Genomic DNA, 23,124 nt, shown 5'->3' with positions numbered 1-23,124 from the left:
GGATAAACGATGCTCTGGCGGTAAAGCGGTCTCTGTCCATGCTAGGACGCGTGAACAGCCTCTTTGGAGGACATTGATTACCCATCCACCTTCCTGGACGTATTCGTATCCGACTACCCAAGGTCATCCATTCCAGGTGATCAGCGGCGTCGTAGGCGTGTCTTGAGCAAATCCAGGAACGATGTGACTTCTGACACATTGAGGAACTTGGCCGCGACCACGAACAGTACGGCACCTACCAGGCCTCCGGCCACCATCGAAGAGAGGGCCGGCCACAGATCACCGGGCAGACCGTTGAAGACCACGAGCATCAGGACGCCGAAGAGGGCCGCGGGGACGGTTGCCAGGTGCAACTTGAACAAGGTGGCCACGGTGCGACGCCCGTCCAGGCCGTTGAGTCGCTTGTGGAGGATGTACCACATGATCGCCGAACCCACGATGTAGTACAGGCCGTAGGGGACCGGCAACCACACCACGATGTGCTGCGGGGCGTCCGCGAACACGAACAGCAGGGCGACACCGGTGATCGCGTGCGTGAGCTCCGAGGGGATCGCCACCAGGGCGGGCGTGCGGGTGTCGCCCAGCGCGTAGAAGACGCGCATCTGCAACTGGAACAGCGTGAACGGGATCAACATCACGCAGAAGACCATCAGGATGCGACCGATGGCCGTGGCGTCCTCGGCGCTCGTGCTGCCCTGCGCGTAGATCATCACGCAGAACGGGATGGCGAAGACGATCATCGCCACCGCGATCGGCACGATCAGCACCGAGGAGAGGCGGAAGCCCCGGGAGAAGTCACTGCGGACCTGGTCCTTGCGCCCGGCCGCGACGTGTTCGCTCATGCGGGGCAGCAACGCCGTGATCACCGAGACCGCGATGATCGCGTACGGCAGCTGGAACAGCATCGAGGCGAACTTGTAGGCCGCGATGCCCGATCCGCTGTCGTAACCCAGCTCCGCCGACATCGCACCGGCGCGCGTGGCGACGTTGGTGGAGACGAGGGCGCCCACCTGCGCGACCACGATGTACAGCATCATCCAGGAGGCGGCGCCGGCCGCCTCACCCAGGCCCGAACCCCGCAGGTCCAGACGCGGTCGCCAGCGGAAGCCCGCCGCGAACAGCGCCCAGATCAGCACGGCGGCCTGCACGACCTGGCCCAGCGCGGTCCCCAGACCCAACAGCGCGATCTCGCCCTGCGTGATGGTCTCCGGGGTCCGTCCCGGACCGGCGATGCTCAGGAACCACAGGCAGATGCCGATGATCACGAGGTTGTTCAGCACCGGAGCCCACATGGGGGCACCGAACTTGTTCCGCGCGTTCAGCATCGCGCTGGCCAGACCGCTGGCGCCGATGAAGAAGATCTGTAGCACCAGGTACCGGGCGAGGATCACCGAGACGTCGTACTGCGCCCCGATGAACCCGCCCGCGTAGATCCTGATGAACCACTCGGCGATCAGTACCGAGACCAGGGTCAGTACGAACAGACCGAGCAGCATCAGGGTGACCAGACGCTGTTCGGTCTTGTCGCCGCCGTCCTGGTCGAACTTGCGCCGCTTGACCAGGAACGGCACGAACACGCTGGCCAACAACCCGCCGATGAGCAGGTCGTAGATCATGTACGGGACCATGCCCGCGGTCTGGTAGGCATCGCCCAGCAGCTGGGTGCCGATCGCGGCGGCCAGGACGATGGTCCGGACGAACCCGGTCACACGCGAGGCGATCGTGCCGACCGCCATGATCGCGGTCGACTTGGCGATGTTGCCCGGACCGGTGTGGGACGACCCACCGATCTCGTCGCCGTCCTCCATACCGGCGCGGTCCGCGGTACCCACGTCACCGATGTCGCTCGGATCCCGGAGGGTCTTCAGGCCGGTCTCGGGTTCGCCCTGAGGTTCTGAACGTTCGTACGCGTCGAGTACGTCCTCCGGCATCACCATCTGGCGGCCGGAGCGTTGCTTCGGATGTTCCTCGGGTCCGTTCCGGGAACCGTCGGCGTACTGACGGGGGTTGTCGCTGGACACCGTCGGGCGGTCCTTTTCTGACTGAGTACGGCTACGGGTTCGTGCGCCGGCGGGTACGAGGCCGGAACAGGGGGACGTTCATCATCGACGCAGCCGGCCGCGGATCAGTTCCACCGCGGCGCTCAGTTCCGGCACGCGCAGCACGCGCGCGGAGACGAGGAAGAGCAGGGCACCGGCGACGCAACCCACCAGGGGAGCGCCGACGTAGGTGAACGGACCGGGACCGACGTAGGCGTCGAAGAACCAGAGCACACCGAAGCCCGCCGCGATGCTGGGGATGACGGCCAGGTGCAGCCGCAACAATGTGCCAAGCACGTGCTTTCCGTCAAGTCCCCCGATACGACGACTGATCACCTGACCGGCGATGGTCAGGCCGGACAGGAACGACAGCATGAAGCCCGAGGCGACACCGACCACGACCATGTTCGGCGGCAGCAGCAGGTAGGCCACGAAGGCCAGCGCGCTGTGCACGGCGAGGTTCGCGCCACCGATGAGGGCGGGGGTCTTCGTGTCGCCCATGGCGAAGAAGACGCGCAGCATCAGCTGGAAGACCGTGAACGGCACCAGGCCGAGCGACATCACCGCGAGGATCTGGCCGATGGCGGATGCGTCGGCCACCGAGACCGACCCGCGAGCGAAGGCCAGGACGGACAACGGCTCGGCGAACATCGCGACCGCGAAGGCGGTCGGCACCAGCACGAAGGCGGAGATCCTCAGGGTGCGGGAGAAGTCCGAGCGGACCGCGTCCCAGTTCCGGTCGTCGGCGTGTGCGCTCATGCGGGGCAGGAGCACGGTGATCAGCGAGACCGCGATGATCGCGTAGGGCAGCTGGAAGAGCTGGTAGGCCAGGTTGTAGGCGCTGATGCCCGCACCCACGTCCAGGCCCTCTTCGATGCTCGCGACGTTGGCGGCGTTGGCGATGTTGGTGGTGATCCACAGCCCGGCCTGGGTGAGCAGGGTGTAGAGCATCATCCAGCCGGCCGTTCGGAGCGCCTCGCCGAGTCCGGAGCCGCGCAGGTCGAGCCGGGGACGCCACCGGTAACCGGTGCGGGACAGGGCGATGAACAGGACCAGGGCCTGAATGGCCATGCCCGCCGCGGTGCCCGCGCCCAGCAGGGTCAGCTCGGCTCCGGTGACCGTGTCGGGGGTCTTCCCAGGGCCGGCCACGGCCAGGAACAGCCCGGCCACGCACATGATGATGACGTTGTTCAGCACCGGAGCCCACACCGCGGCGCCGAACTTGTTGCGGGTGTTGAGCATCGCGCTGAGCAGGCCGCTCAGACCCACGAAGAAGATCTGCGAGAGCAGGAAACGCGCCAGGTAGACGGACGTCTCGAACTGTAGCGGGGTGAACCGGGAGCCGTACAGCCAGATCAGGCCCTCGGCGGCCAGGATCGCGACCGTGGTCACCGCCAGCAGCGCCAGCGCCATCGATGTGAACAGGCGGTCCTCGGTGGCCTTGCCGCCGTCCAGGTCGTTCTTGCGGCGCTTGACCAGGAACGGGATGACCACGGAGGCCATCAGACCACCGATGAGCAGGTCGTTCAGGATGAAGGGGATCGTGTGCGCCGTGTGGTACGCGTCACCGAGCAGGTGGGTGCCGATGGCCGCGGCCAACACGATGGTCCGCGCGAAGCCGGTCAGTCGGGAGGCCATGGTCCCCACGGCCATGATCGCGCTGGAGCGCATCATGCCGCCGGAGCCCTCGTCCGTCGCGGGCTTGTCCGCCACGGGTTCGGCGCCGGGCGCGGGGTCACGTGGGGCGCCCGCGGACTCGGGGAACTCACCCTCCTCGTAGGAGGGCGCCGAGCCCGAGTAGGGCCGGGTCGCGCTATCGCCCGGGAGGGGACCGTCGAAGTGCTTACTGTGCCTCGGCGAGTAACGAGGGGGTTGTTCTTCGCCGTTAGGGGATTCGGTGACCACCGTGGATCAGGATTCCTTTCATCGGAGGTATCGAGACGCGACTCCGGGAGCCGGAGCCTCGTGAGGGGTGCGGGCGTGGTGCCGTGTGGACAAGGGAACAGGTCGACGGGGCGACATGTCGTCATGTCGCCCCGTCATCTCGTCGACACGGCTTCGGGCTTCACGCGCGGGTGTCGCCGTCATTCGACCGGTCCTCGCCGGGTTCGCCGTCCTCGGGGGCGGACTCGCCCTCGGAGTCGGATGAGTCCTCGGAACGGGACGTGCCCTCGGGCTCGGTGTCCTTCGCGTCCTGCTCGGACTTCGCGTCCTCGCCGTCGCCCGGTTCCTCTTCGGTCTCGTCGTCCTCGTCGCGGTCGCCGCGGTCGTCGCGGTCAGGGTCGCCTTCCTCGGACGCCTTGGCCTTGGCGGCCTGTCGGCGGGCCCACTTGCGCAGTGCCCTCGGTGCCAGGGCGGCGATCAGGATCAGCAGCCCGATCCCGCTGATGAGCAGTGCCTGTGTGCCCAGACCCGTGGCGTTCACCTGGATCACGGTGTCCTGCGGGCTGATCGGCTCACCGTTGGAGTTCTGCAGGCTCACGTGGACCGCCGTGGTCCCGTTGATCCTCGCCGAGAGCGGCACGTAGACGGTCGTCTTGGCGCCCGGGGCGATCTGGAAGTCGGACGTGTAGGTGCCGATGCCGAGCCGTTCGGCGTTCTCCGAGTAGATCGACAGGTGTACGTAGACCGACTCGTCCTCCAGGTCGTTGGCGACGAGTACCCCGGTGATCCCGGTGCTGCTGGCCAGGGTCACCGGTTCGCCCGGGATGACCCGCACGTCCTGCATACGATCCTGCACCGACTGACCGACCACCGAACGGGTCGCCCCGGCCAGGGCCTCGCGCTCACGCCAGTACACCGACTCCAGACGCACGATGGCCGGGCGGAAGGGGTCGCTGTCCCCGACGAGGATGCTGTTGAACAGGCGCACGTCCCGACTCACGTCCTCGACCTCGCCGAGGTAGCCGGAGCCGAGCTCCTGTTCGGCGGCCCGATCCGGGTAACGCAGCTCCGACCGGGTCTCCTCCTGGCCGTCCTGGGAGGGCGGCTCGACCTCGTCCAGACGTGCGGGGGAGAGCCACGGCAGGTCCTCGGTGGCTTCGAGGACACCGGACGCCAGTTCCGTGCCCGGGTCCCAACCGGCCGGGGGAGCGGCCACCACGACGCGGTCGTCGTCGACGTTCTCGGCGGCGATCATCGCGGTCTCCGCGGCGAACCGTTGCAAGGCCAGGGCGGACTCACCGGGGCCGTGCGAGGGCATGGACAGCACCTCGGTCAGGCCCGCGTCCGCGACCAGGGCGAACGGGTCCTCCTCGTCGTCCTCGCCGGCCGCGAGGGGCGCCTGCGCGGTGGGGGTGGTGGAGAGCCAGGACGCGGTCGGCATCGCCGACTCGCGAAGGATGAATCGGTGGGCGTCGTGCGATGCGTACAGCTGCTGGACGTTCTCGTCCATGAGACCGCGTGCCGGGAACGCGTACCTGGAGTCGGGCTCCATCGCCAGGGAGCGGCGCACCGCCTCCTGGGCCAGGGTCAGGGAGGCGTCGGCGTCGACGTGCAGGTCGTTGCGCAACAGCGCGACCAGGTCGGCGTTGGCGTACGGGGTGGTCACGACGGTGTCGGCGGGCAGGACCCGACGGGCCTCGCGCAGCCACACCTGGGCGGGAACGTCGGCGGCGCGCTGGTGGCGTTCCGGTTCGGCCCCGCCGGGGACCTCCAGCAGATCCTCCAGGACGTCGTGTTCCTCCACTGCGATGCGCAGGACGTCGTCCATGGTCCCGGGGTCGACCGCCCAGGTGATGGGGACGCCCTCGGTCCGAGTGGGGACATTGTTCGCACCCTCTTCGGTCTCCTCGGGCGCGTCCGGGGCCTCCGTGGCGCCGTCCTCCACAGACGCGCTCGCCTCGGGGGAGGGGGGAGCATCCTCCTCGGTGGCGTCGTCCTCGGTGGGTTCATCGCCGGGGGACGCCTCGTCCGGGGATTCCTCGGCCGTCGGGCTCTCGGGGTCGGGTGAGGGATCGTCCTCCGAGGGTTCTTCCTCCTCCAGTCCGAGCTCATCGACGAGGTCCTCGTCGCCGGGATCGAAGGACAGGGGGGTCTGGGCGCCGGCGGCCAGGAGACGGCCCAGACGCCCCTCCTCGGCCACGGACGAGTGCAGGTCCTCGCTCAGGAAGGTGTCGTCGTCGGCGCGCTGTGGTTCGTCCATCAGCGGCCAGACCCACGCCAGATCGAGTTCGTCGACGTCGTCGTTCCCGGTGTAGGGGAGGAAGGTGTACTGCGCGCCCAACCGTTCGCCGTCGCCGTCCAGGGCCTCCACGACCATGGGGTAGACGCCGTAGGAGCCCAGGTCGAGATCCTCCGCCGGGGTGCTGAGCGAGTACTCCAGGCCCTGGTCGGGCTCCAACGCGCCCTTGAACTCCTTCTCCGGCCCCTCGGTGTCCGGCTGCCGGCCGTCGCCGGTGGCGAACTCGTCCATCTCCTCACGGGTGTCGAAGGAGCGCCGTGAGTAACGGATCCGGACGGTGACGTCCTCGACCGAGGCGTCGGTGTCGTTGGTCACCTCACCCGACACGCGCAGCGTGCTGTCCTCGTCGATGGCGTCCGGCGTGATGCGGTCCACGACGATCGGAGGCACCGACTCCTCGTTCTCGGGTTCCGCCGCGACGGGTGAGAGCGTGGCCGGGATCGGGAGCAGCGCGGCGGTCATGGCCATGACCGCGGCCGCGGAAGCAGTTCGACGCAACGCTTGACCGGTTTCCTGATTCGGGGCCAGGGGTCCGTCCCGCCGGGAACGTGAAGTGACGGGGCGGGGACGGATCGGGGTGCCCGCGCGGCGCGCTCGGCGTGAGGCGGGGCCGGTGGCCGCAGGACGAAAGTGACGGGCCACCACTCCACCAGAAGATACCGTGTCCACCGAACCCGGGTTCTGGTGCGCCCGGTGCCCCGGCACGTGACGGGAGGACAGCCTTTCATCCGGTGCAGGGTGCGCGCCAGGGGCGACGCGAGCAGGTCGGCGATTCGCGGTCACCCCGTGCGGCCGCTTAATCTGCGTGGTGTGCCGAACACAGAGTTTTCGAGTGAGAACGACACCGCCCCTACCCGGCCCGTGGTGAACGAGCCGACCGGTGAGCAGCGGGCGGCGATCACCGCGTTGATCGACTCGATCCGCCCGGTCCCCGAGGACCTCGGGGACCGTTTCGCCGCGCACGACCACCAACTCGCCATAGTCGGTGGGCCGGTGCGCGACGCTCTCCTCGGGCGTGTCTCCAACGACGTGGACCTCACCACCGACGCCGTACCCCAGCAGATCCTGAAGCTGGTCGACGGCTGGGCGGACTCGGTGTGGACCGTCGGCATCGAGTTCGGCACGGTCGGTCTGCGCAAGAGGGGGCTCCAACTGGAGATCACCACCTACCGCAGCGAGGACTACTCTCCCAAGTCACGCAAGCCCGAGGTGTCCTACGGCACCGACATCCACGACGATCTGCTGCGCCGCGACTTCACGGTGAACGCGATGGCGGTGCGCCTTCCCGACGTCGAGTTCGTGGACCCCTTCGGTGGCCTGTCCGACCTGCGGGACAAGATCCTGCGCACGCCGGGGCGCCCGGAGGACTCCTTCAGCGACGACCCGCTGCGCATCATGCGAGCGGTGCGCTTCGCCGCCCAGCTCGGTTTCGGGCTGGCCCCCGAGGTGGCCGAGGCCGCCCGGAACATGGCGGACCGGCTCTCCATCGTCTCCGCCGAACGCATCCGCGACGAGCTCACCAAGCTCATGCTCAGCCCGAACCCGCGCCGGGGCATCGAACTCATGGTGGACCTGGGCATCGCCGAGTACGTGCTCCCGGAGATCCCCAAGATGCGCCTGGAGATCGACGAGCACCACCGGCACAAGGACGTATACGAGCACTCGCTCACCGTTCTGGACCAGGCCATGGAACTGGAGCGTTCCCGTGGGCACGAACCCGACCTGGTGCTGCGCCTGGCCGCGCTGCTGCACGACATCGGCAAGCCCAAGACCCGCTCCTTCGAGGGCGGCAACCGGGTGACCTTCCACCACCACGAGGTGGTGGGCGCCTCCATGAGCCGCAAGCGGCTCACCGCGCTGCGCTTCCCCAAGGACGTGATCACCCAGGTCGGCAACCTCGTCGCACTGCACCTTCGCTTCCACGGCTACGGCAAGGGGGAGTGGACCGACTCCGCCGTGCGCCGCTACGCCCGTGACGCCGGTGACCAGCTGGAGCGGTTGCACATCCTCACGCGCGCGGACTGCACCACCCGTAACCGGCGCAAGGCCGCGACGCTCTCGCGTTCCTACGACGACATGGAGCGACGCATCTCCGAACTCGCCGAACAGGAGGAGCTGGACAAGATCCGGCCCGACCTGGACGGCAACGAGATCCAGGAGATCCTCGGTGTCGAGCCCGGCCCCCTGATCGGCAAGGCCTACCGGTTCCTGCTGGAACTGCGCCTGGAGAACGGCCCCATGCCAAAGGAGGACGCCGCCGCGGAGCTGCGCTCCTGGGCGGCCGAGCACCTCAGGGATGTAGACCCGGCTTGACGGCGGTGAGGACCATCGCCATGCCGAAGACCCGTGCCGGAGTGCCCTCCAGACCGTCCGAGATGGGCTGGAGGGCACGCATCCGGAGGTCGAACGGCGGCATGAGGTAGTCGATGGCCCGTACCCGCAGGCCGGCGTCGCGCAGCAAGCGCCCCATCTCCTGGGTGGTGAACGCCCGCGCGTCCGACATCCGCTCGTGCAGCGGACGGACCCACGGCAGGAACGGTGCGGTCAGCGCGGAGCGGCGCCGTTCTTTCCACATGACCCCGTGGGTCTCGAACGGGAACCACCGGTTGGGCGTGGTGAGGGAGAAGGCTCCCCCGGGCTTGAGCACCCGCTGGATCTCGGCGAGGCTCTCCTCCAGGTGGTCGAGGTGTTCGAGTACCTCGAACGCGGTGACCCGGTCGAAGGTGTCGGCGTCGAAGGCGAGTGCGTCGGCCGACATCTTGTGCAGGCCGATCCGGTCCTCCAGGTCGGTACCGGCCACACGCGCGGCGAAGTCTTCGAGACGTGCGGGTTCGACGTCGACGGCGTCCACCCTCACGAACCCCTCGGAGAGTTCCACCGTGTAGGTGCCGTCTCCGCAGCCGACATCGAGCAGCCGGTCACCACGGGTGGGGAGCTGTCGGCGCACCGCCCCGATCCTCTTGGCGACCCCGCGCGCTCCGAAGGCGCTGGAGGGGTTGCCGAGTCCATGTCCGACGCTCATGGTCACCATCTCCTCATCGATCGGCCATTGCGGGGACACTACATTAAGTGACTCTTTCGCTACTCATTGATGTGTCGATGGGGCGACAGGTCGACGGGGAGATGACTCGACAAGTCGACTTCAGGAGACGGAGCGCTCCATGTCGGAACGGGCCGGACGGCGAGCCTGGACGGTCCAGGCCCAACCCATCGCGAGGAAAGCCGACGCCATCCCGGTGATCACCGGCACGCTCACCCCGGACAAGGGGACGAGCCCCGCGGCCAGCGCCGCGCCCAGCACGAATGTGGCGTTGAAGAGCACGTCGTATACGGAGAAGACCCGACCGCGGAACGCGTCGTCGACATGTCGTTGAACCAACGTGTCGACGGTCACCTTCACCCCTTGGGAGACGAAACCCAACACGAACGCGGCCACCGGGAACAGCGCGGGGGAGAAGGGCAGCGCGAACACCGGCAGCGTCACCGCAGCCGACGCCAACAGGGCGGCGATCCAGGCGCTCTCCCCGATCCGCGCGGTCGCCGACGGCGTGGCCACGGCTCCCAGGAAGAATCCGAGCGCGAGCAGCCCCGCGGATACGGAGAACCCGGCCAGGCCGGCGACACCACCCCCGGTGAAGGTGTTGTTGTACAGCAGCAGGGTCACCAGGCTGGAGACGCCGAACAGGATCCGGTGGCCGCCGATGGTGAGCAGCGCGGCGCGAGCCGGGACGCGTTCCCAGACGTGCCGGACCCCGGAGACCATGCCGCTCACCACGTTGCCCAGGGCGGCCCGAACCTCCTCCGGCTCCCTCTCCAGGTGCGGACCCAGCTCCCGGTGGCGCAGCGTGAGCGAGACCAGGGCGGTCCCGGCGAAGCCCAGCGCGGCGACGAACAGGATCACCCCGGTTCCGAGGGTCTGTTCGCCGCCGATCATGCCGATGGCGAGACCGACGCCGGTCCCGAGGGAACCGGCGACGGTGCCGCAGGTGGGCGTGACGGCGTTGGCCATCATCAGCCTGTCGCGGGACACCACGTACGGCAGCCCCGCGGAGAGGCCGGAGAGGAAGAAGCGGTTGACGCTCAGCACCAAGAGAGCCGTGACGAAGAACGCGGGCCCTTCGCCGTTGGCGACCAAGAGCGCGGTCACCGTGGCCAGGACCGCCTTGAACACCGAGGACAGCAACAGGACCTGACGGCGGGGCCACCGGTCGATGAGGACCCCGGCGAACGGGGCGACCACGGAGAAGGGCAGGAGCAACACGGCGAAGGCCGCGGCCACCTCTCCGGCGCCGGTGTGCTGTTCGGGGTTGAAGAAGACGAAGCCGGCCAACCCGGCTTGGTAGATCCCGTCGGAGAACTGCGAGACCAACCGGGTACCGAACAGCCGACGGAACCGGGGCCCCTGGAGGACCGCGCGCAGATCGCCGAAGAAGGACACCCGCCAAGGATAGGAGGGCCGACGGTGCCCGCGGAGGAGAGGGGGGAACGAGGAGACGGGGTGGGGTGCCCGGGACCGTTGCGGCCCCGGGCGGCGCCTCTTCCTACGCGACCCTCGGGTTACTCGTCGCCCGCGATGAACCGCTCCACCGCGTCGTGCGCCTCGGCGTCGCTGTACTGCTCCGGCGGCGACTTCATGAAGTAGGAGGACGGAGCCAGGATCGGACCACCGATACCGCGATCCATGGCGATCTTCGTGGCGCGGACCGCGTCGATGATGATGCCGGCGGAGTTGGGGGAGTCCCACACCTCCAGCTTGTACTCCAGGTTCAGTGGGACGTCACCGAACGCGCGCCCCTCCAAACGGATGTACGCCCACTTGCGGTCGTCCAGCCACGGCACGTGGTCCGACGGGCCGATGTGCACCGCGCCGGCGTTGAGCTCGTGCGGGATCTGCGAGGTGACCGACTGGGTCTTGGAGATCTTCTTGGACTCCAGACGCTCGCGCTCCAACATGTTCTTGAAGTCCATGTTGCCGCCGAAGTTCAGCTGGTAGGTGCGGTCCACGACCACGCCGCGGTCCTCGAACAGCTTGGACAGCACCCGGTGGGTGATGGTCGCGCCGATCTGGGACTTGATGTCGTCACCGACGATCGGCACCCCGGCCTTGGTGAACTTCTCGGCCCACTCGGGGTCGGAGGCGATGAACACCGGGAGGGCGTTGACGAAGCCCACACCGGCGTCGATGGCGCACTGGGCGTAGAACTTGTCGGCCTCCTCCGATCCCACGGGGAGGTAGGAGACCAGGACGTCGGCCTTGCTCGCCTTGAGGGCGGCGACCACGTCCACGGCGTCCTCGGAGGACTCCTGGATCGTCTCGCGATAGTACATGCCCAGACCGTCGTAGGTCGGGCCGCGCATGACGGTCACGCCGGTCGGCGGGACGTCACAGATCTTGATGGTGTTGTTCTCGCTGGCGGCGATCGCGTCGGCGAGGTCGTGGCCGACCTTCTTGGCGTCCACGTCGAAGGCGGCGACGAACTCGATGTCGCGCACGTGGTACGGGCCGAATTGGACATGCATCAGGCCAGGGACCCGGGATTCCGGGTCGGCGTCCTTGTAGTAATGCACGCCTTGGACGAGTGACGCCGCACAGTTGCCGACGCCCACGACGGCTACACGTACCGAACCCATTGGTCCTTGCTCCTTCTTCTTCGCGAACATGGATTCCACAGCGCATGGCGACGTACCCGCGCCGACGGCGGTCCGGGGGTCGTCATCCTGCGTCCGTATTCCGTATGTGGTCAGCAGCGCGCACGAAGGTTCTGTTCCCCCTCAGGGCCGTCGGTTACGAGGGCGAACTGTGCTTGTCTGGCTGGTTTGTCTGCTATGACTCTATCTTCGCTTTCGCCGTGGGAACGCATGTCACGTGGCACTCGAGGGGTCTCATTGCCCACAGCGAACAGGAGAAGGTCCCCATCATCTCGAGGAACTCGCGCGGGTGATGTCACATCACGGCTCCCAACTGGGTCGATGTCCACGGTCGCGCATTCTGGTGATCGCCGTCACATGCGGGGTGGTGTTCATGGTCGACGTTGTGACCTGCTACGACGCGCCCAATCCGGCGCACGGTAACAAGTCGGACGAAGCGCGCGATACCCTCGCGCGTGGGTTGTACAATACCGTTCGATCGCTCTACCGTGACTCATGATTTGCGTGTGCGGCCGGTAGAACCCCCGAACCGAGCCACCGCCGCGGCGACGTTCAGATCGGTCCCAAAAGGCCGCTGAGCAGGGGATGCGCACTCGCAGGCCAACGACCAGGAGGAAGTAGCGGCCAACGTCTTCGCGACCTGTTGAAAACCCTCACCCGGGGTTGGGCGTCTCTTTATCAAGCCTTGAACGACAGGCAACAGCGGTGGAAAACCAGGCTGATCCGGCCCAGAACCACGCCGGTACACCGTGAACAGGTCGCGAATCACCGATCCCCCAGGGGGATAGTCCCCCTTTCCACCAAGGAATCGTCAGGCCGACCGGCCGTGAGAGGCAATCGAGGACCACGTGAGTACCGAACGACGACGGAGTGCCGAAGGCGGCCGTCGCCGGGCCGACGGCCCGGGCGACGGTCCGCGCGGTGACGGCGGAAGGCGTAGGGCCGACGGCTCGCCCGGGAAAGAACGTGCCGGCGGACGACGCCGTCCCGATCCCGCGGACGAGGGAGGTTTCTGGGGAGGCGACGACAACGCCGCCCCGCGGAGACCGCGCCCGCCCGAGGCCGGATCCCGCGCCGAAGGACGTCCGCGCCCCGAGGACGGACGCCGTCGCGCCGATGGCGGCCGGCCCCAACGCCCCGAAGGCGCACGACGTCGCCGCCCCGATGACGGTGAGCGTCCGCGCCGCCCGGAAGAGGGCAGGCGTCGCAGCCCCGAGGGAGGGGAACGTCCCCGTCGTCGCCCCGACGACCCGCGCGCCGGTGGGCGCCGCAGGGCCGCGTCGGGCCCTCGTGACCCCCGTGAACGCGAACACGGTTCCCGCTCCGAGGGCCGTCGCGCCCCGGGGAGAGGGGCCAGAGCCGCCGGGGGCGCGGGAGGCCGTGGTGGTGGCGGAGGGCGTCGGCGTTCCCGTGAGGAGGAGCCGGACGACCGTCACTGGTTCAAGCGCTTCATGTCCAAGGCGTGGAAGCCCGCGCTGGCCTTCTGCGGTCTGATGTTCATCGCCGGTGTGGCCACCTTCGCGGTCCTGTACTCCATGGCACCCGACGCCAAGGATCTGGACGCGAACGCCGAGAACGAGATGTCGGCCACCCAGATCTACTGGACCGGCGCCGGGGAGGACGAGGAGGGCGAACTCGCCCTCACCACCGGAGACGTCCAGCGCGTCGCGGTCGAGCGCGAGGACATCCCGGACACCGTCGTCGACGGTGTGCTCGCCGCCGAGCAGCGCACCTTCTACGAGGACCCGGGCATCAACGTCATGGGTATCGGTCGCGCCCTGCTCTCCCGTGGCGAGGCCGGTGGTGGCTCGACCATCACCCAGCAGATGGCCCGCGGCTACTACAACGACCTCAAGGGCGACGAGCCGCTGACCCGCAAGATCCGCGAGATCTTCATCTCGATCAAGCTCAGCCAGCAGGTCGAGCACGACGAGATCCTCACGATCTACCTCAACACGATCTACTTCGGTCGTGGCGCCTCCGGCATCGAGATGGCCGCGCAGAAGTACTTCGGCAAGAGCGTGGGCGAGCTCGACAACGCCGAGGGCGCCTTCCTGGGTCTCATCATCCAGATGCCCAGCAACTTCGAGAACCCCGAAGAGGGTTCCTGGACCGAGACCTACCTCAACGACGAGCGCTGGCCCTACGTTCAGAACCAGCTGGCCCTGATGCACGAGGAGACCGACGGCGAACGCGGTCTTCCCCGCGCCGAGGCCGAGGCCCTGGAGATCCCCGAACGGATCGACTACAACCCCGAGGAGACGAGTGGCGACCCCAGGTTGGGGTACGTCCGCCAGGCCGTGATCAACGAGGTCGAACGGCGTTACGAGGGCTCGGGCATCACCGGTGCGGAAATCGCTACCAAGGGCCTGGTCATCAAGACCTCCCTCGACCCGGAGCTGATGGTCGCGGCCGAGGAGGCGTTCAACGTCCTGCCCGAGAGCGCGGCCGACGACACCATGCACGGCCTCACCGCGGTGGAACCCTCCACAGGGGAGATCGTCGCGTTCAACGGTGGACCCGACGTGTCCACGGTGATCAACAACTCCCTGGTCCACCAGACCCAGGCGGGTTCGGCCTACAAGCCCTACGTGTTGGCCCGGGCCTTGTCCGACAACATCGGTCTGCGCAGTCAGTTCAACGGAGACAGTGGACGCGAGTTCCCCGGACTGGCCAGCCCGGTGATCAACTCCGGCGAGGTCGACTACGGCAACGTGGACCTCGTTCAGTCCACCGCGGACTCGGTCAACACCAGCTTCGTGGAACTGGCCATCGAGGTCGGTGAGTCCCGGGTCGACGAACTCGCGGTCGAGATGGGCGTGCACCCGGACCGGCAGACCACGTCCACCGTCGGTCCGCTGATCGCCCTGGGCACGCACCAGGTGAACGCGCTCGACATGGCCAGCGGGTACGCCACCTTCGCCGCCGAGGGGCGGCACTTCCCCGCGCACATGGTCACCGAACTCCAGACCGCGGACGGGAACGTGGTCACCCCCGATGACGCGGAGGAGATCGAGGCCGGCAAGGAGGTCCTCAGCCAGGCGGTCGCCGCGGACGCCACCTACGCCATGCAGCAGGCGGTCCTGGAGGGCGGTGCCGGTAACGCGGCCCTGGCCGACGGTCGCCCCGTGGCGGGCAAGACCGGTACCTCCTCCGACGCCGTCTCCGCCTGGTTCGTGGGATACACCCCGCAACTGTCGGCCGCGGTGGGTCTGAGCCGGGCCGAGGCCCAGCCGCTCGACTTCGGTGCCGAGCTCGGTGACGTCTACGGTGGTACCACCTCCGCGAAGGTCTGGAAGGCCTTCATGGAGACCGCCATGGAGGGGCAAGAGCACCAGCAGTTCCCCGAACCCCAGTGGGTCGGTGACGAGTTGAGCTACCTGCCCACGCCCCCTCCGAGCGAGGAACCCAGTGAGGAGCCCAGCGAGGAGCCCAGTGAGGAGCCCAGCGAACCGGAGTGCGACCCTCGGGAACCCGACTGTGAGACCGAGGAGAGCCCCGATGAGTGTGACTTCTGGGAAGAGGACTGCGAGCAGTCCGAGCCGCCCGAGGCCCCGGATGAGTGCTTCTTCCCGGGCATGCCGGGTTGCGATGAGGAGGAGACCGAGGAGCCCGGGCAGCCGGGTGAGAACGATCAACAGAACCAGAGCAACAACAGCCTGATCAGGCCCAGGGAGTGATCCCGGACTGACCGGGCGGTACGCCGCCGGTTCGCGGGGCCGGTGCCCGAGGGAGGACCTCGGGCACCGGCCCCGTTCGTTTCCCCGAACGCCGAGACGATACCGGGCGTGTCCGAAGTATCCACAAGGCATCCCGGGTGGTATTCGGCTGCTGGTAACCTTGATTCCCGTATGGCTCAGAGCCCGAGTGGTGCGCCCCCGGTCCGATCGGGACGGTGAGACCCCGGGCTCCTGCCCTCCTGCCATGGAGATTCCATGGCCGCGACAGTCCAGAGGAGGAACGTACGCCTATGCGTCGTTACGAAATCATGGTCATCCTCGACCCGAACCTCGACGAGCGCACCGTCGCCCCGTCGCTGGAGAACTTCCTGAACGTCGTCCGCGAGGACGGCGGTTCGGTCGAGAAGACGGAGATCTGGGGCAAGCGTCGTCTCGCCTACGACATCGAGAAGAACTCCGAGGGCATCTACGCGGTCATCGACCTGACCGCCAAGACCGAGACGGTCAAGGAGCTCAACCGGCAGTTCGGTATCGCCGAGTCCGTGCTTCGCACCAAGGTTCTGCGTCCCGAGGTTCACTAGGCACTCCGGTGCCCGACCCCCTGTTCCCCGTCCGTTCTTTTTGTCCTAGCCGACAGGGATGATGCGGGGACCAGGCGAACCGCCTGATCCGAACTATCTCGAACCGGAGCCGATCCATGGCAGGCGAAACCCAGATCACGCTCGTGGGCAATCTCGTCGACGACCCTGAACTGCGCTTCACTAACAGTGGAGCCGCGGTCGCCAGCTTCCGTGTGGCCTCGACGCCCCGCACCTTCGACCGTCAGTCGGGGGAGTGGAAGGACGGCGAGTCCATGTTCCTCACCTGCAGCGTCTGGCGGCAATACGCGGAGAACGTGGCGGAGACTCTTCAGCGTGGCATGCGCGTCATCGTGCAAGGCCGCCTGAAGCAGCGTTCCTACGAGACCCGTGAGGGTGAGAAGCGTACCGTCTTCGAGATCGACGTCGAAGAGGTCGGCCCGGCACTGCGTAGCGCCACCGCGAAGGTGACGAAGACGCAGCGCCAGGGTGGTGGCGGCTTCGGCGGTGGCGGCGGTTTCGGTGGTGGCCAGCCTCAGGGCGGCGGCTACGGGAACCAGGGCGGCGGCTTCGGCGGCCCGCAGGGCGGCCAGGGTGGCCACAGCGGTCCTCCCGCCAACGACCCGTGGGCGACCAACGGTGGCGGTGGTGGCGGCGGCTTCGGCGGTGGCGGCGGAGGATTCTCCGACGAACCCCCGTTCTAGCCCGGCCCCACGGTCCCACGTAACACCCGACACGGCGCCCGAAACGTCGCCGAGTCACCCTTTCCATGTACCAGCCCATCCCCGGGTGGACCCCGGGGCTCTTGCGAAGGAGCACCACGATGGCTAAGCCCCCAGCACGCAAGCCCAAGAAGAAGGTTTGCCTGTTCTGCCACGAGAAGCAGTCCTACATCGACTACAAGGACACCACGCTTCTCCGTAAGTTCATCTCCGAGCGCGGCAAGATCCGTGCCCGTCGGGTGACCGGCAACTGCACCCAGCACCAGCGCGACGTCGCGACCGCGATCAAGAACGCGCGCGAGGTGGCCCTGCTGCCCTACACCAGCACCGCTCGCTAGCGGCGATATCCGAGGGAGGTTTTTGTCGTGAAGCTGATTTTGACCCACGAGGTCAACGGTCTCGGAGCCCCCGGCGATGTCGTCGAGGTGAAGAACGGTTACGGACGCAACTACCTGCTCCCCCGTGGGGTCGCCATTCGGTGGACCCGTGGTGGGCAGAAGCAGATCGACCTGATCCAGCGTGCCCGCAAGGCGCGTGACATCCGCACCCTGGACGAGGCCCAGCAGGTCGCCGGCCAGGTCAACGCTCTGACCGTGCGCCTGAAGCAGCGCGCCGGCCAGGGAGGTCGTCTCTTCGGTTCGGTCACGCCCGCGGACATCGTCGAGGCCGTCAAGGCCGCCGGTGGTCCCGAGCTGGACAAGCGCCGCGTCGAGATCAAGAACCCGATCAAGTCGGTCGGTGCCCACAAGGTCCAGGTCCGCCTGCACCCTGAGGTCTCCGCCTCGATCAAGCTGGAGATCGTCGGCGCCTAGTCGTCGACCCTTTCCGGTCCTGGAACCCCGCTCCTCCTCAGAGGGGCGGGGTTCTTGCCGTCCGGCGAACACGCCCGGGCGACGAGAACCTCCCTTTGGCTACTCTTTGTAACTTATCGTGTTCTCTGTGTTGCGTCGCGTCCCGCGACGCTCCTCACGGAGAGGACAGCATACCGATGGCCATTGAGAGACGACCCGAGAACGACCACCCGTTCGCGGTGGGCCGCAGGACGATGCTGCGCGGAACGGTTCTGGCCGCCGGGGGAGTGCTCCTCGGTGGCGCACTGGGGGTTTCCGCCGTGGGCCGGGCTTCGGCCTCCGCGACGCCCAAGGTCTACACCAGGTCGAACTGGAAGGCCCGATCGCCGAAGGGATCGGTGGACATCCTGGGCAAGGGGCCGACGCACATCGTCGTCCACCACACCGCGACCGGCAACGGGTCCGACACGTCCACCAGTCACGCCGCCGCCCTGTCCCGATCCATTCAGAAGCACCACATGGACGGCAACGGCTGGATCGACACCGGTCAGCAGCTCACCATCAGCCGAGGCGGCCACATCATGGAAGGGCGCGACAAGACCCTTCAGGCCATCGGCGAAGGCAAGCACGTCCTGGGCGCGCACACCGCCGACCACAACTCGCACACCATCGGGATCGAGAACGAGGGCACCTATACCTCGGCGACCCCGCCGGATGCGCTGATGTCGGCGTTGGTGGACACCTGTACCTGGTTGTGCCTGGTGTACCGGTTGGATCCGCAGGACGCGATCGTGGGGCACCGCGACTACAACTCCACCAACTGCCCGGGTGACAAGCTCTACTCGATGCTCCCCAAGCTCCGGAACGACGTGGGGAGCCGCCTGCGGGAACAGCTCGGTCACCTGAGCCGATACGCCGGCGAGGAACTCGGTGTGGAACAGCTGCCGAGCTTTCCCGGCGCACCGGAGGCGGAACGGATCGCCACCTTCTACCACGGCCCCACGATCGGGGACCTCGACGCGTCCTTCTGACCCAGGACCACTTCGTCGCCCGCCACCGTCCGACACGGGCGGCGGCGGTCTTCTGTTTCCAAGGGTGGTCAGGGACGCGTCGCGCCGGTGACCAACCAGGCGGTACCGCGTGCGCGAAGGCCGAGCGTGATGGCCCGGGCCAGGATCCACACGGCGAAAGCGCTCCACAGGCCCACCAAACCCCAGGTCTGGGACGTGGCCAGGTGCGGAAGGACCAAGGCGAACGGCAGGAAGGCGAGCATCGTCCACAGGGAGGCCCACGCCAGGTAACGCTGATCTCCGGCGCCCATCAGTACCCCGTCGAGGACCATGGTCACTCCGCTGAGCGGCTGCATCAGTGCCACGACCACCAGGGAGGCCGTGATCAACCCGGCCACCCGGGGGTCCGAGGTGAACGGAAGGTGCGCCCACGGCAGCACCAGGAACACCAGGACCAGGAACACCAGGCCCGACAGCACCCCCCATTCGATCATGCGTCGAGTGGCGTCCTTGGTGCCTCGAACGTCTCCCGCACCCAGATAGCGGCCGACGATCGATTGCCCCGCGATGGCGATGGCGTCCATGGCGAAGACCAGCAGCGCCCAGATGTTGTAGCTCACCTGGTGCGCGGCGATCGACTCGTCGCCCAATCGGGCGGCCACCGCAGTGGTCACCAGCGCCACCACACGCATGGACACACTGCGTAGGAACAGCGCGAACCCGGCCGAGGCCGAGGCCTTCAGCCCCGCCACGCTCGGCACCGGCGATACACCCTCGCGTCGGGCGGCGCGGACGATGGTGGCCACGTACCAGAACGCGCCCGCCCCTTGGGCGAGCACAGTCGACCACGCGGAACCGGCGATGCCCCAGTCCAGGACCAGGACGAAGATGGCGCACAGGAGCGCGTTGCCGATGTAGGAGGAGGCCGCCACCACCAGGGGGGTACGGGCGTCCTGCAACCCGCGCAGCACCCCCGTGCCCGCCATGATGATCAACAGGAACGGGGTGCTCAGCAGGCTGATGCGCAGGTAGGTGACCGCGTACGGGGCCACCTCGGGGGAGGCGCCGAGGAGGTCGATCATCCATGGGCCGAGCGGCCAACCGATGCCGATCGCGGCGATGCCCAACAGGATCGCGAGCCAGAGCCCGTCCACACCGTCGCGCATGCCGCCGGGGATGTCTCCCGCGCCGAACTTGCGGGAGACGGCGGCGGTCGTTCCGTAGGCGAGGAAGATGCACACCGCAGCCAGGGTCAGCAACACCTGTCCGGCGACACCGAGACCACCGAGGGCCCGGGTACCGAGCGAACCGACGATGGCGGAGTCGGTGAGCAGGAAGAGCGGTTCGGCGATGAGAGCGAAGAACGTGGGGATAGCGAGGGCGAAGATCTCGCGATCGTGGCGGTGCCGGAAGGGTGCCGCCGAGAGGAATGTGGCCATGGCAGAGCCACAGTACCGGACAGGCGTTCGATGGGTGGGGTGAGGTTGTCCACAGGCCGCCGAAACCCTGTGGATAACCTGTGGAAAGCCTCCTCGTGAGACATCTTGCACGTCCCGGTAGAGAAGCACGTTTTCGCAGCTCAAATGGGTTATGGGCGACTGGCGGCATAGTTATCCACAGGTGATGTGCATAACCTCTGCGCACAATGCCCCATGGTGCTGGGGATGTGATGGTAAAGGGGTGTCCACAGGCCTCCCTCGCGGCGTCCCCCGTCACCCGGATGGGGCATGCTGGAAGGGTCGGCCCGGACCCGGGCCGACGCACGCGTCCGGTGTGGGGAGTAGTCCGTGAGTGTCGCCGAACAACCACCTGAAGCAGGCGGATACGAGCGCACCCCACCGCACGACATCCAGGCCGAACAGAGTGTCCTGGGCGGCATGCTCCTGTCCAAGGACGCCATCAGCCAGGTCGTCGAGATCATCCGGTCCGCGGACTTCTACCGGCCCGCGCACCAGATCATCTACGAGAGCGTCGTCGACCTGTTCTCCCGTGGCGAGCCGGTCGACGCCATCTCGGTCAACGCCGAACTGACCAAGCGCGGCGAGGCCACCCGCGTCGGTGGCGCCCCCTACCTGCACACCCTCACCGAAGCGATCCCCACCGCGGCCAACGCCGGCTATTACGCCAAGATCGTCTCCGACCGCGCGGTCCTGCGCCGCCTGGTCGAGGTGGGCACCCGCATCGCGCAGATCGGTTACTCCGGCGACGGAGAGGTCGACGACCTGGTCGACCACGCCCAGGCGGAGATCTACAAGGTCGCCGAGAAGCGCACCGGTGAGGACTACGTCGTCCTCGGCGACATCATGCCGGGCGCCCTGGACGAGATCGAGGCCATCGGCGCGAACGACGGCAGCATGACCGGTGTCCCCACCGGCTTCGCCGACTTCGACGCTCTCACCAACGGCCTCCACCCCGGCCAGATGGTCATCATCGCCGCTCGACCCGCCGTCGGGAAATCGACCCTGGCCTTGGATTTCGCACGTGCTGCGTCCATCAAGAACGAGATGACGTCCGTTTTCTTCAGTCTGGAGATGGGCCGAAACGAGATCGTCATGCGTCTGCTCTCCGCCGAGGCGCGGGTGCCACTGCACACCATGCGTTCGGGTCTGATGACCGACGATGACTGGGCACGGCTTGCCAGACGCATGGGCGAGGTGGCCAGTGCGCCGTTGTTCATCGACGACTCCCCGAACATGTCGATGATGGAGATCCGGGCCAAGTGCCGCCGGCTCAAGCAGCAGCACGACCTCAAGCTCGTGATCGTCGACTACCTCCAGCTGATGAGCTCGCCCGGTCGAGTGGAGAGCCGTCAGCAGGAGGTCTCCGAGATGTCGCGTTCGCTCAAGCTCCTGGCCAAGGAGTTGGAGGTGCCTGTGGTGGCGCTCTCCCAGCTCAACCGTGGTCCCGAGCAGCGCACCGACAAACGCCCACAAGTGTCGGATCTTCGCGAATCGGGATCCATCGAACAGGACGCGGACATGGTCATCCTGCTGTACCGCGAGGACGTGCACGACAAGGAGTCGCCGCGCGCCGGCGAGGCGGACATCATCGTGGCCAAGCACCGTAACGGTCCGACCGCCGACGTGACCGTGGCCTTCCAGGGCCACTACAGTCGCTTCGTCGACATGGCGCCGGGGTAGTCCTGGCGATCGACGAGTACGGGGCGTGACCGGTTCGATCACGCCCCGCTGTATCGGTCAATCCATAAGTCGACTTATGTGCTGACCAAAATGTCGACAAAGCGATTCGTCGACTTGTCGTCGTGGATCTCGCCGGCCTCCAGACGCAGGTGTCGGCCGCTGAAGCCGCTGTGCACGCCTCGGTCGTGGATCACGCTCACCAGTACTCCGGTGTGGTGGGACCGCGCCTCCTCCAGTTCCTCCACCAGCCCGGGGGAGAGGTGGTCGGTCGGTTCGTCCAGCGACGGCAGGTCGTGAGCGATCCGACGACAAACGGGCCACCTCGATCCGACGGCGTTGCCCCACGGAGAGCGAACCGGACGGTCGAGCTCACCGTTGTCCGGGCGCGATGGTGAGGGTGACGCGGTCGAGGACGGTCCGGTCCCCGTACCTCTTGGTGGTCTCGTTCAGGGTGATCCGGGAGAGCCATCGGTGACGTGGTCCGAACAGGGGGACCTCCTGTCGCGTGTGTGGGCCGGGGTTGTGTGCCACGACGGGGAAGGGGTGGGTTTCGGTCATTGGCGCGCATATACGCTGCCGGCCGAAAGCCGATTGTCGCCGGTGGCGAAGGCCTTCCCGACCGCGATGTGGGACGCCGACGGAGCCGCGCGCACCGTGTGGAGGTGGGCGCGGGGTGCCCGGAACGTGGCGGTCCGACGCGAGGAAGGTTCTAAAGCGACATGAGTGAGGCGCTACGTCCTGTCTCACTCATGGCCAAGACCGTTTTCGTGAGACAGGAGTCACCCTCGCCGCTTCTCTAGAGGCGGGTATTCGGTTGTCCTCATCTAGATTTATGGTCTTGCCGATTTGTCGACAAAGCGATGAGCCGACCCTGCTCGGCCCGGGAACGCGAAGAGCCACCCGCGTTGTGCGGGTGGCTCTTCGGCGTGTGTGTCCGGGCGGCGGTCAGAGCCAGCGCGCCTCGGGGCGGGTGCGTCCGCTCTCGTCGGTGATCAGAACCCAGTGAAGGATGGGGTGCTCCGAAGTGGTCGCGTCGGCGTTCTCACGCGGTCTAGGGACCTGCGTGGGCTGAGGAGCCAGGCCGGCGAGGCGGCGGCTCTGGGCAGCGGATCGATTGCGCCGACGAGCGGTCGATGAGCGAGACGGGCGCGGCGCGTGGTCGGTCCTGCGTGCCATGAAGCCCTCCTCGTTTCCGATTGGGATAGCTCATGTTAACCCTTTGTTCACCTAAGAGTCAATTCGGTCCGGGGTGTCGTGCCTGACCACGTGGGAATTTCGTGGCTGCTTCGCCCTCAAGGTGAACGGAAGGTGAACAACTCGGTAACCGGGGTG

General features: G+C 67.4%; 18 protein-coding genes. 8 read left to right on the top strand and 10 right to left on the bottom strand.

Annotated elements, in window-relative coordinates; all coding sequences use genetic code 11:
• Positions 1-140: 140 nt before the first annotated feature.
• From murJ (NLI01S_RS02145) to NLI01S_RS02135, 3 genes are all read right to left on the bottom strand, one after another.
• Positions 141-1,937 carry a murein biosynthesis integral membrane protein MurJ gene (gene murJ / locus NLI01S_RS02145; protein ID WP_067598444.1) on the bottom strand — a complete coding sequence of 599 codons (1,797 nt, stop codon included), beginning with the start codon at positions 1,935-1,937 and terminating at the stop codon, positions 141-143.
• A gap of 165 nt (positions 1,938-2,102) precedes the next feature.
• Positions 2,103-3,944, bottom strand: coding sequence for a murein biosynthesis integral membrane protein MurJ (gene murJ, locus NLI01S_RS02140; RefSeq protein ID WP_067598237.1), 1,842 nt, complete (start codon positions 3,942-3,944; stop codon positions 2,103-2,105).
• Positions 3,945-4,104: 160 nt separating this feature from the next.
• On the bottom strand, positions 4,105-6,720 hold the full coding sequence (locus tag NLI01S_RS02135; protein WP_223809069.1) for a DUF6049 family protein: 2,616 nt from the start codon (positions 6,718-6,720) through the stop codon (positions 4,105-4,107).
• Positions 6,721-7,032: 312 nt separating this feature from the next.
• Between NLI01S_RS02135 and NLI01S_RS02130 the strand changes: the two genes are divergently transcribed.
• A complete protein-coding gene (locus NLI01S_RS02130; protein WP_067598232.1) occupies positions 7,033-8,535 on the top strand; it encodes a CCA tRNA nucleotidyltransferase in 1,503 nt (500 codons plus the stop codon).
• Here the strand turns inward: NLI01S_RS02130 and NLI01S_RS02125 are convergent.
• From NLI01S_RS02125 to NLI01S_RS02115, 3 genes are all read right to left on the bottom strand, one after another.
• Positions 8,513-9,244 (bottom strand): class I SAM-dependent methyltransferase, encoded by a 732-nt coding sequence (locus tag NLI01S_RS02125; protein ID WP_067598442.1) that lies wholly within the window; start codon positions 9,242-9,244, stop codon positions 8,513-8,515. The two genes, NLI01S_RS02130 and NLI01S_RS02125, sit on opposite strands and share 23 nt — an antisense overlap.
• A gap of 120 nt (positions 9,245-9,364) precedes the next feature.
• Positions 9,365-10,660: an MFS transporter gene (locus NLI01S_RS02120; protein ID WP_067598229.1), complete on the bottom strand. Its 1,296-nt coding sequence runs from the start codon at positions 10,658-10,660 to the stop codon at positions 9,365-9,367.
• Between the two features lie 119 nt (positions 10,661-10,779).
• A complete protein-coding gene (locus NLI01S_RS02115; protein ID WP_067598226.1) occupies positions 10,780-11,853 on the bottom strand; it encodes an inositol-3-phosphate synthase in 1,074 nt (357 codons plus the stop codon).
• Positions 11,854-12,719: 866 nt separating this feature from the next.
• On the opposite strand from NLI01S_RS02115, the gene NLI01S_RS02105 reads away from it, so the two are divergent.
• The 6 genes from NLI01S_RS02105 (at position 12,720) to NLI01S_RS02080 (ending at position 18,673) form a co-directional block, all read left to right on the top strand.
• Positions 12,720-15,551 (top strand): transglycosylase domain-containing protein, encoded by a 2,832-nt coding sequence (locus tag NLI01S_RS02105; protein WP_223809068.1) that lies wholly within the window; start codon positions 12,720-12,722, stop codon positions 15,549-15,551.
• 290 nt (positions 15,552-15,841) lie between these two features.
• Entirely contained in the window at positions 15,842-16,132 is a 291-nt protein-coding gene (gene rpsF / locus NLI01S_RS02100; RefSeq protein ID WP_067598220.1) for a 30S ribosomal protein S6, read from the top strand.
• Positions 16,133-16,248: 116 nt separating this feature from the next.
• Entirely contained in the window at positions 16,249-16,833 is a 585-nt protein-coding gene (locus tag NLI01S_RS02095; RefSeq protein ID WP_067598217.1) for a single-stranded DNA-binding protein, read from the top strand.
• 119 nt (positions 16,834-16,952) lie between these two features.
• On the top strand, positions 16,953-17,189 hold the full coding sequence (rpsR, locus tag NLI01S_RS02090) for a 30S ribosomal protein S18 (RefSeq protein ID WP_067598213.1): 237 nt from the start codon (positions 16,953-16,955) through the stop codon (positions 17,187-17,189).
• A gap of 27 nt (positions 17,190-17,216) precedes the next feature.
• Entirely contained in the window at positions 17,217-17,663 is a 447-nt protein-coding gene (rplI, locus tag NLI01S_RS02085) for a 50S ribosomal protein L9 (protein ID WP_067598210.1), read from the top strand.
• 176 nt (positions 17,664-17,839) lie between these two features.
• Positions 17,840-18,673, top strand: a complete 834-nt coding sequence (locus NLI01S_RS02080; protein WP_067598207.1) for a peptidoglycan recognition protein family protein — start codon at positions 17,840-17,842, stop codon at positions 18,671-18,673.
• 68 nt (positions 18,674-18,741) lie between these two features.
• Here NLI01S_RS02080 and NLI01S_RS02075 read toward each other — a convergent pair whose 3' ends face one another.
• A complete protein-coding gene (locus NLI01S_RS02075; RefSeq protein WP_067598204.1) occupies positions 18,742-20,091 on the bottom strand; it encodes an MATE family efflux transporter in 1,350 nt (449 codons plus the stop codon).
• Positions 20,092-20,439: 348 nt separating this feature from the next.
• On the opposite strand from NLI01S_RS02075, the gene dnaB reads away from it, so the two are divergent.
• Entirely contained in the window at positions 20,440-21,792 is a 1,353-nt protein-coding gene (gene dnaB / locus NLI01S_RS02070) for a replicative DNA helicase (protein WP_067598201.1), read from the top strand.
• Between the two features lie 74 nt (positions 21,793-21,866).
• Here dnaB and NLI01S_RS26700 read toward each other — a convergent pair whose 3' ends face one another.
• The 3 genes from NLI01S_RS26700 to NLI01S_RS26195 form a co-directional block, all read right to left on the bottom strand.
• Positions 21,867-22,037 carry a hypothetical protein gene (locus NLI01S_RS26700; protein ID WP_371850597.1) on the bottom strand — a complete coding sequence of 57 codons (171 nt, stop codon included), beginning with the start codon at positions 22,035-22,037 and terminating at the stop codon, positions 21,867-21,869.
• Positions 22,038-22,161: 124 nt separating this feature from the next.
• Positions 22,162-22,350: a hypothetical protein gene (locus tag NLI01S_RS02065; RefSeq protein ID WP_067598198.1), complete on the bottom strand. Its 189-nt coding sequence runs from the start codon at positions 22,348-22,350 to the stop codon at positions 22,162-22,164.
• A gap of 387 nt (positions 22,351-22,737) precedes the next feature.
• Positions 22,738-22,968, bottom strand: coding sequence for a hypothetical protein (locus NLI01S_RS26195; protein WP_084392240.1), 231 nt, complete (start codon positions 22,966-22,968; stop codon positions 22,738-22,740).
• Between the last annotated feature and the right edge of the window lie 156 nt (positions 22,969-23,124).

The organism is Nocardiopsis listeri NBRC 13360, from assembly GCF_001570765.1.
GTDB lineage: Bacteria > Actinomycetota > Actinomycetes > Streptosporangiales > Streptosporangiaceae > Nocardiopsis > Nocardiopsis listeri.
Note: the sequence above shows the minus strand (reverse complement) of the source record. Positions and strands in the feature narration are given on the sequence as shown.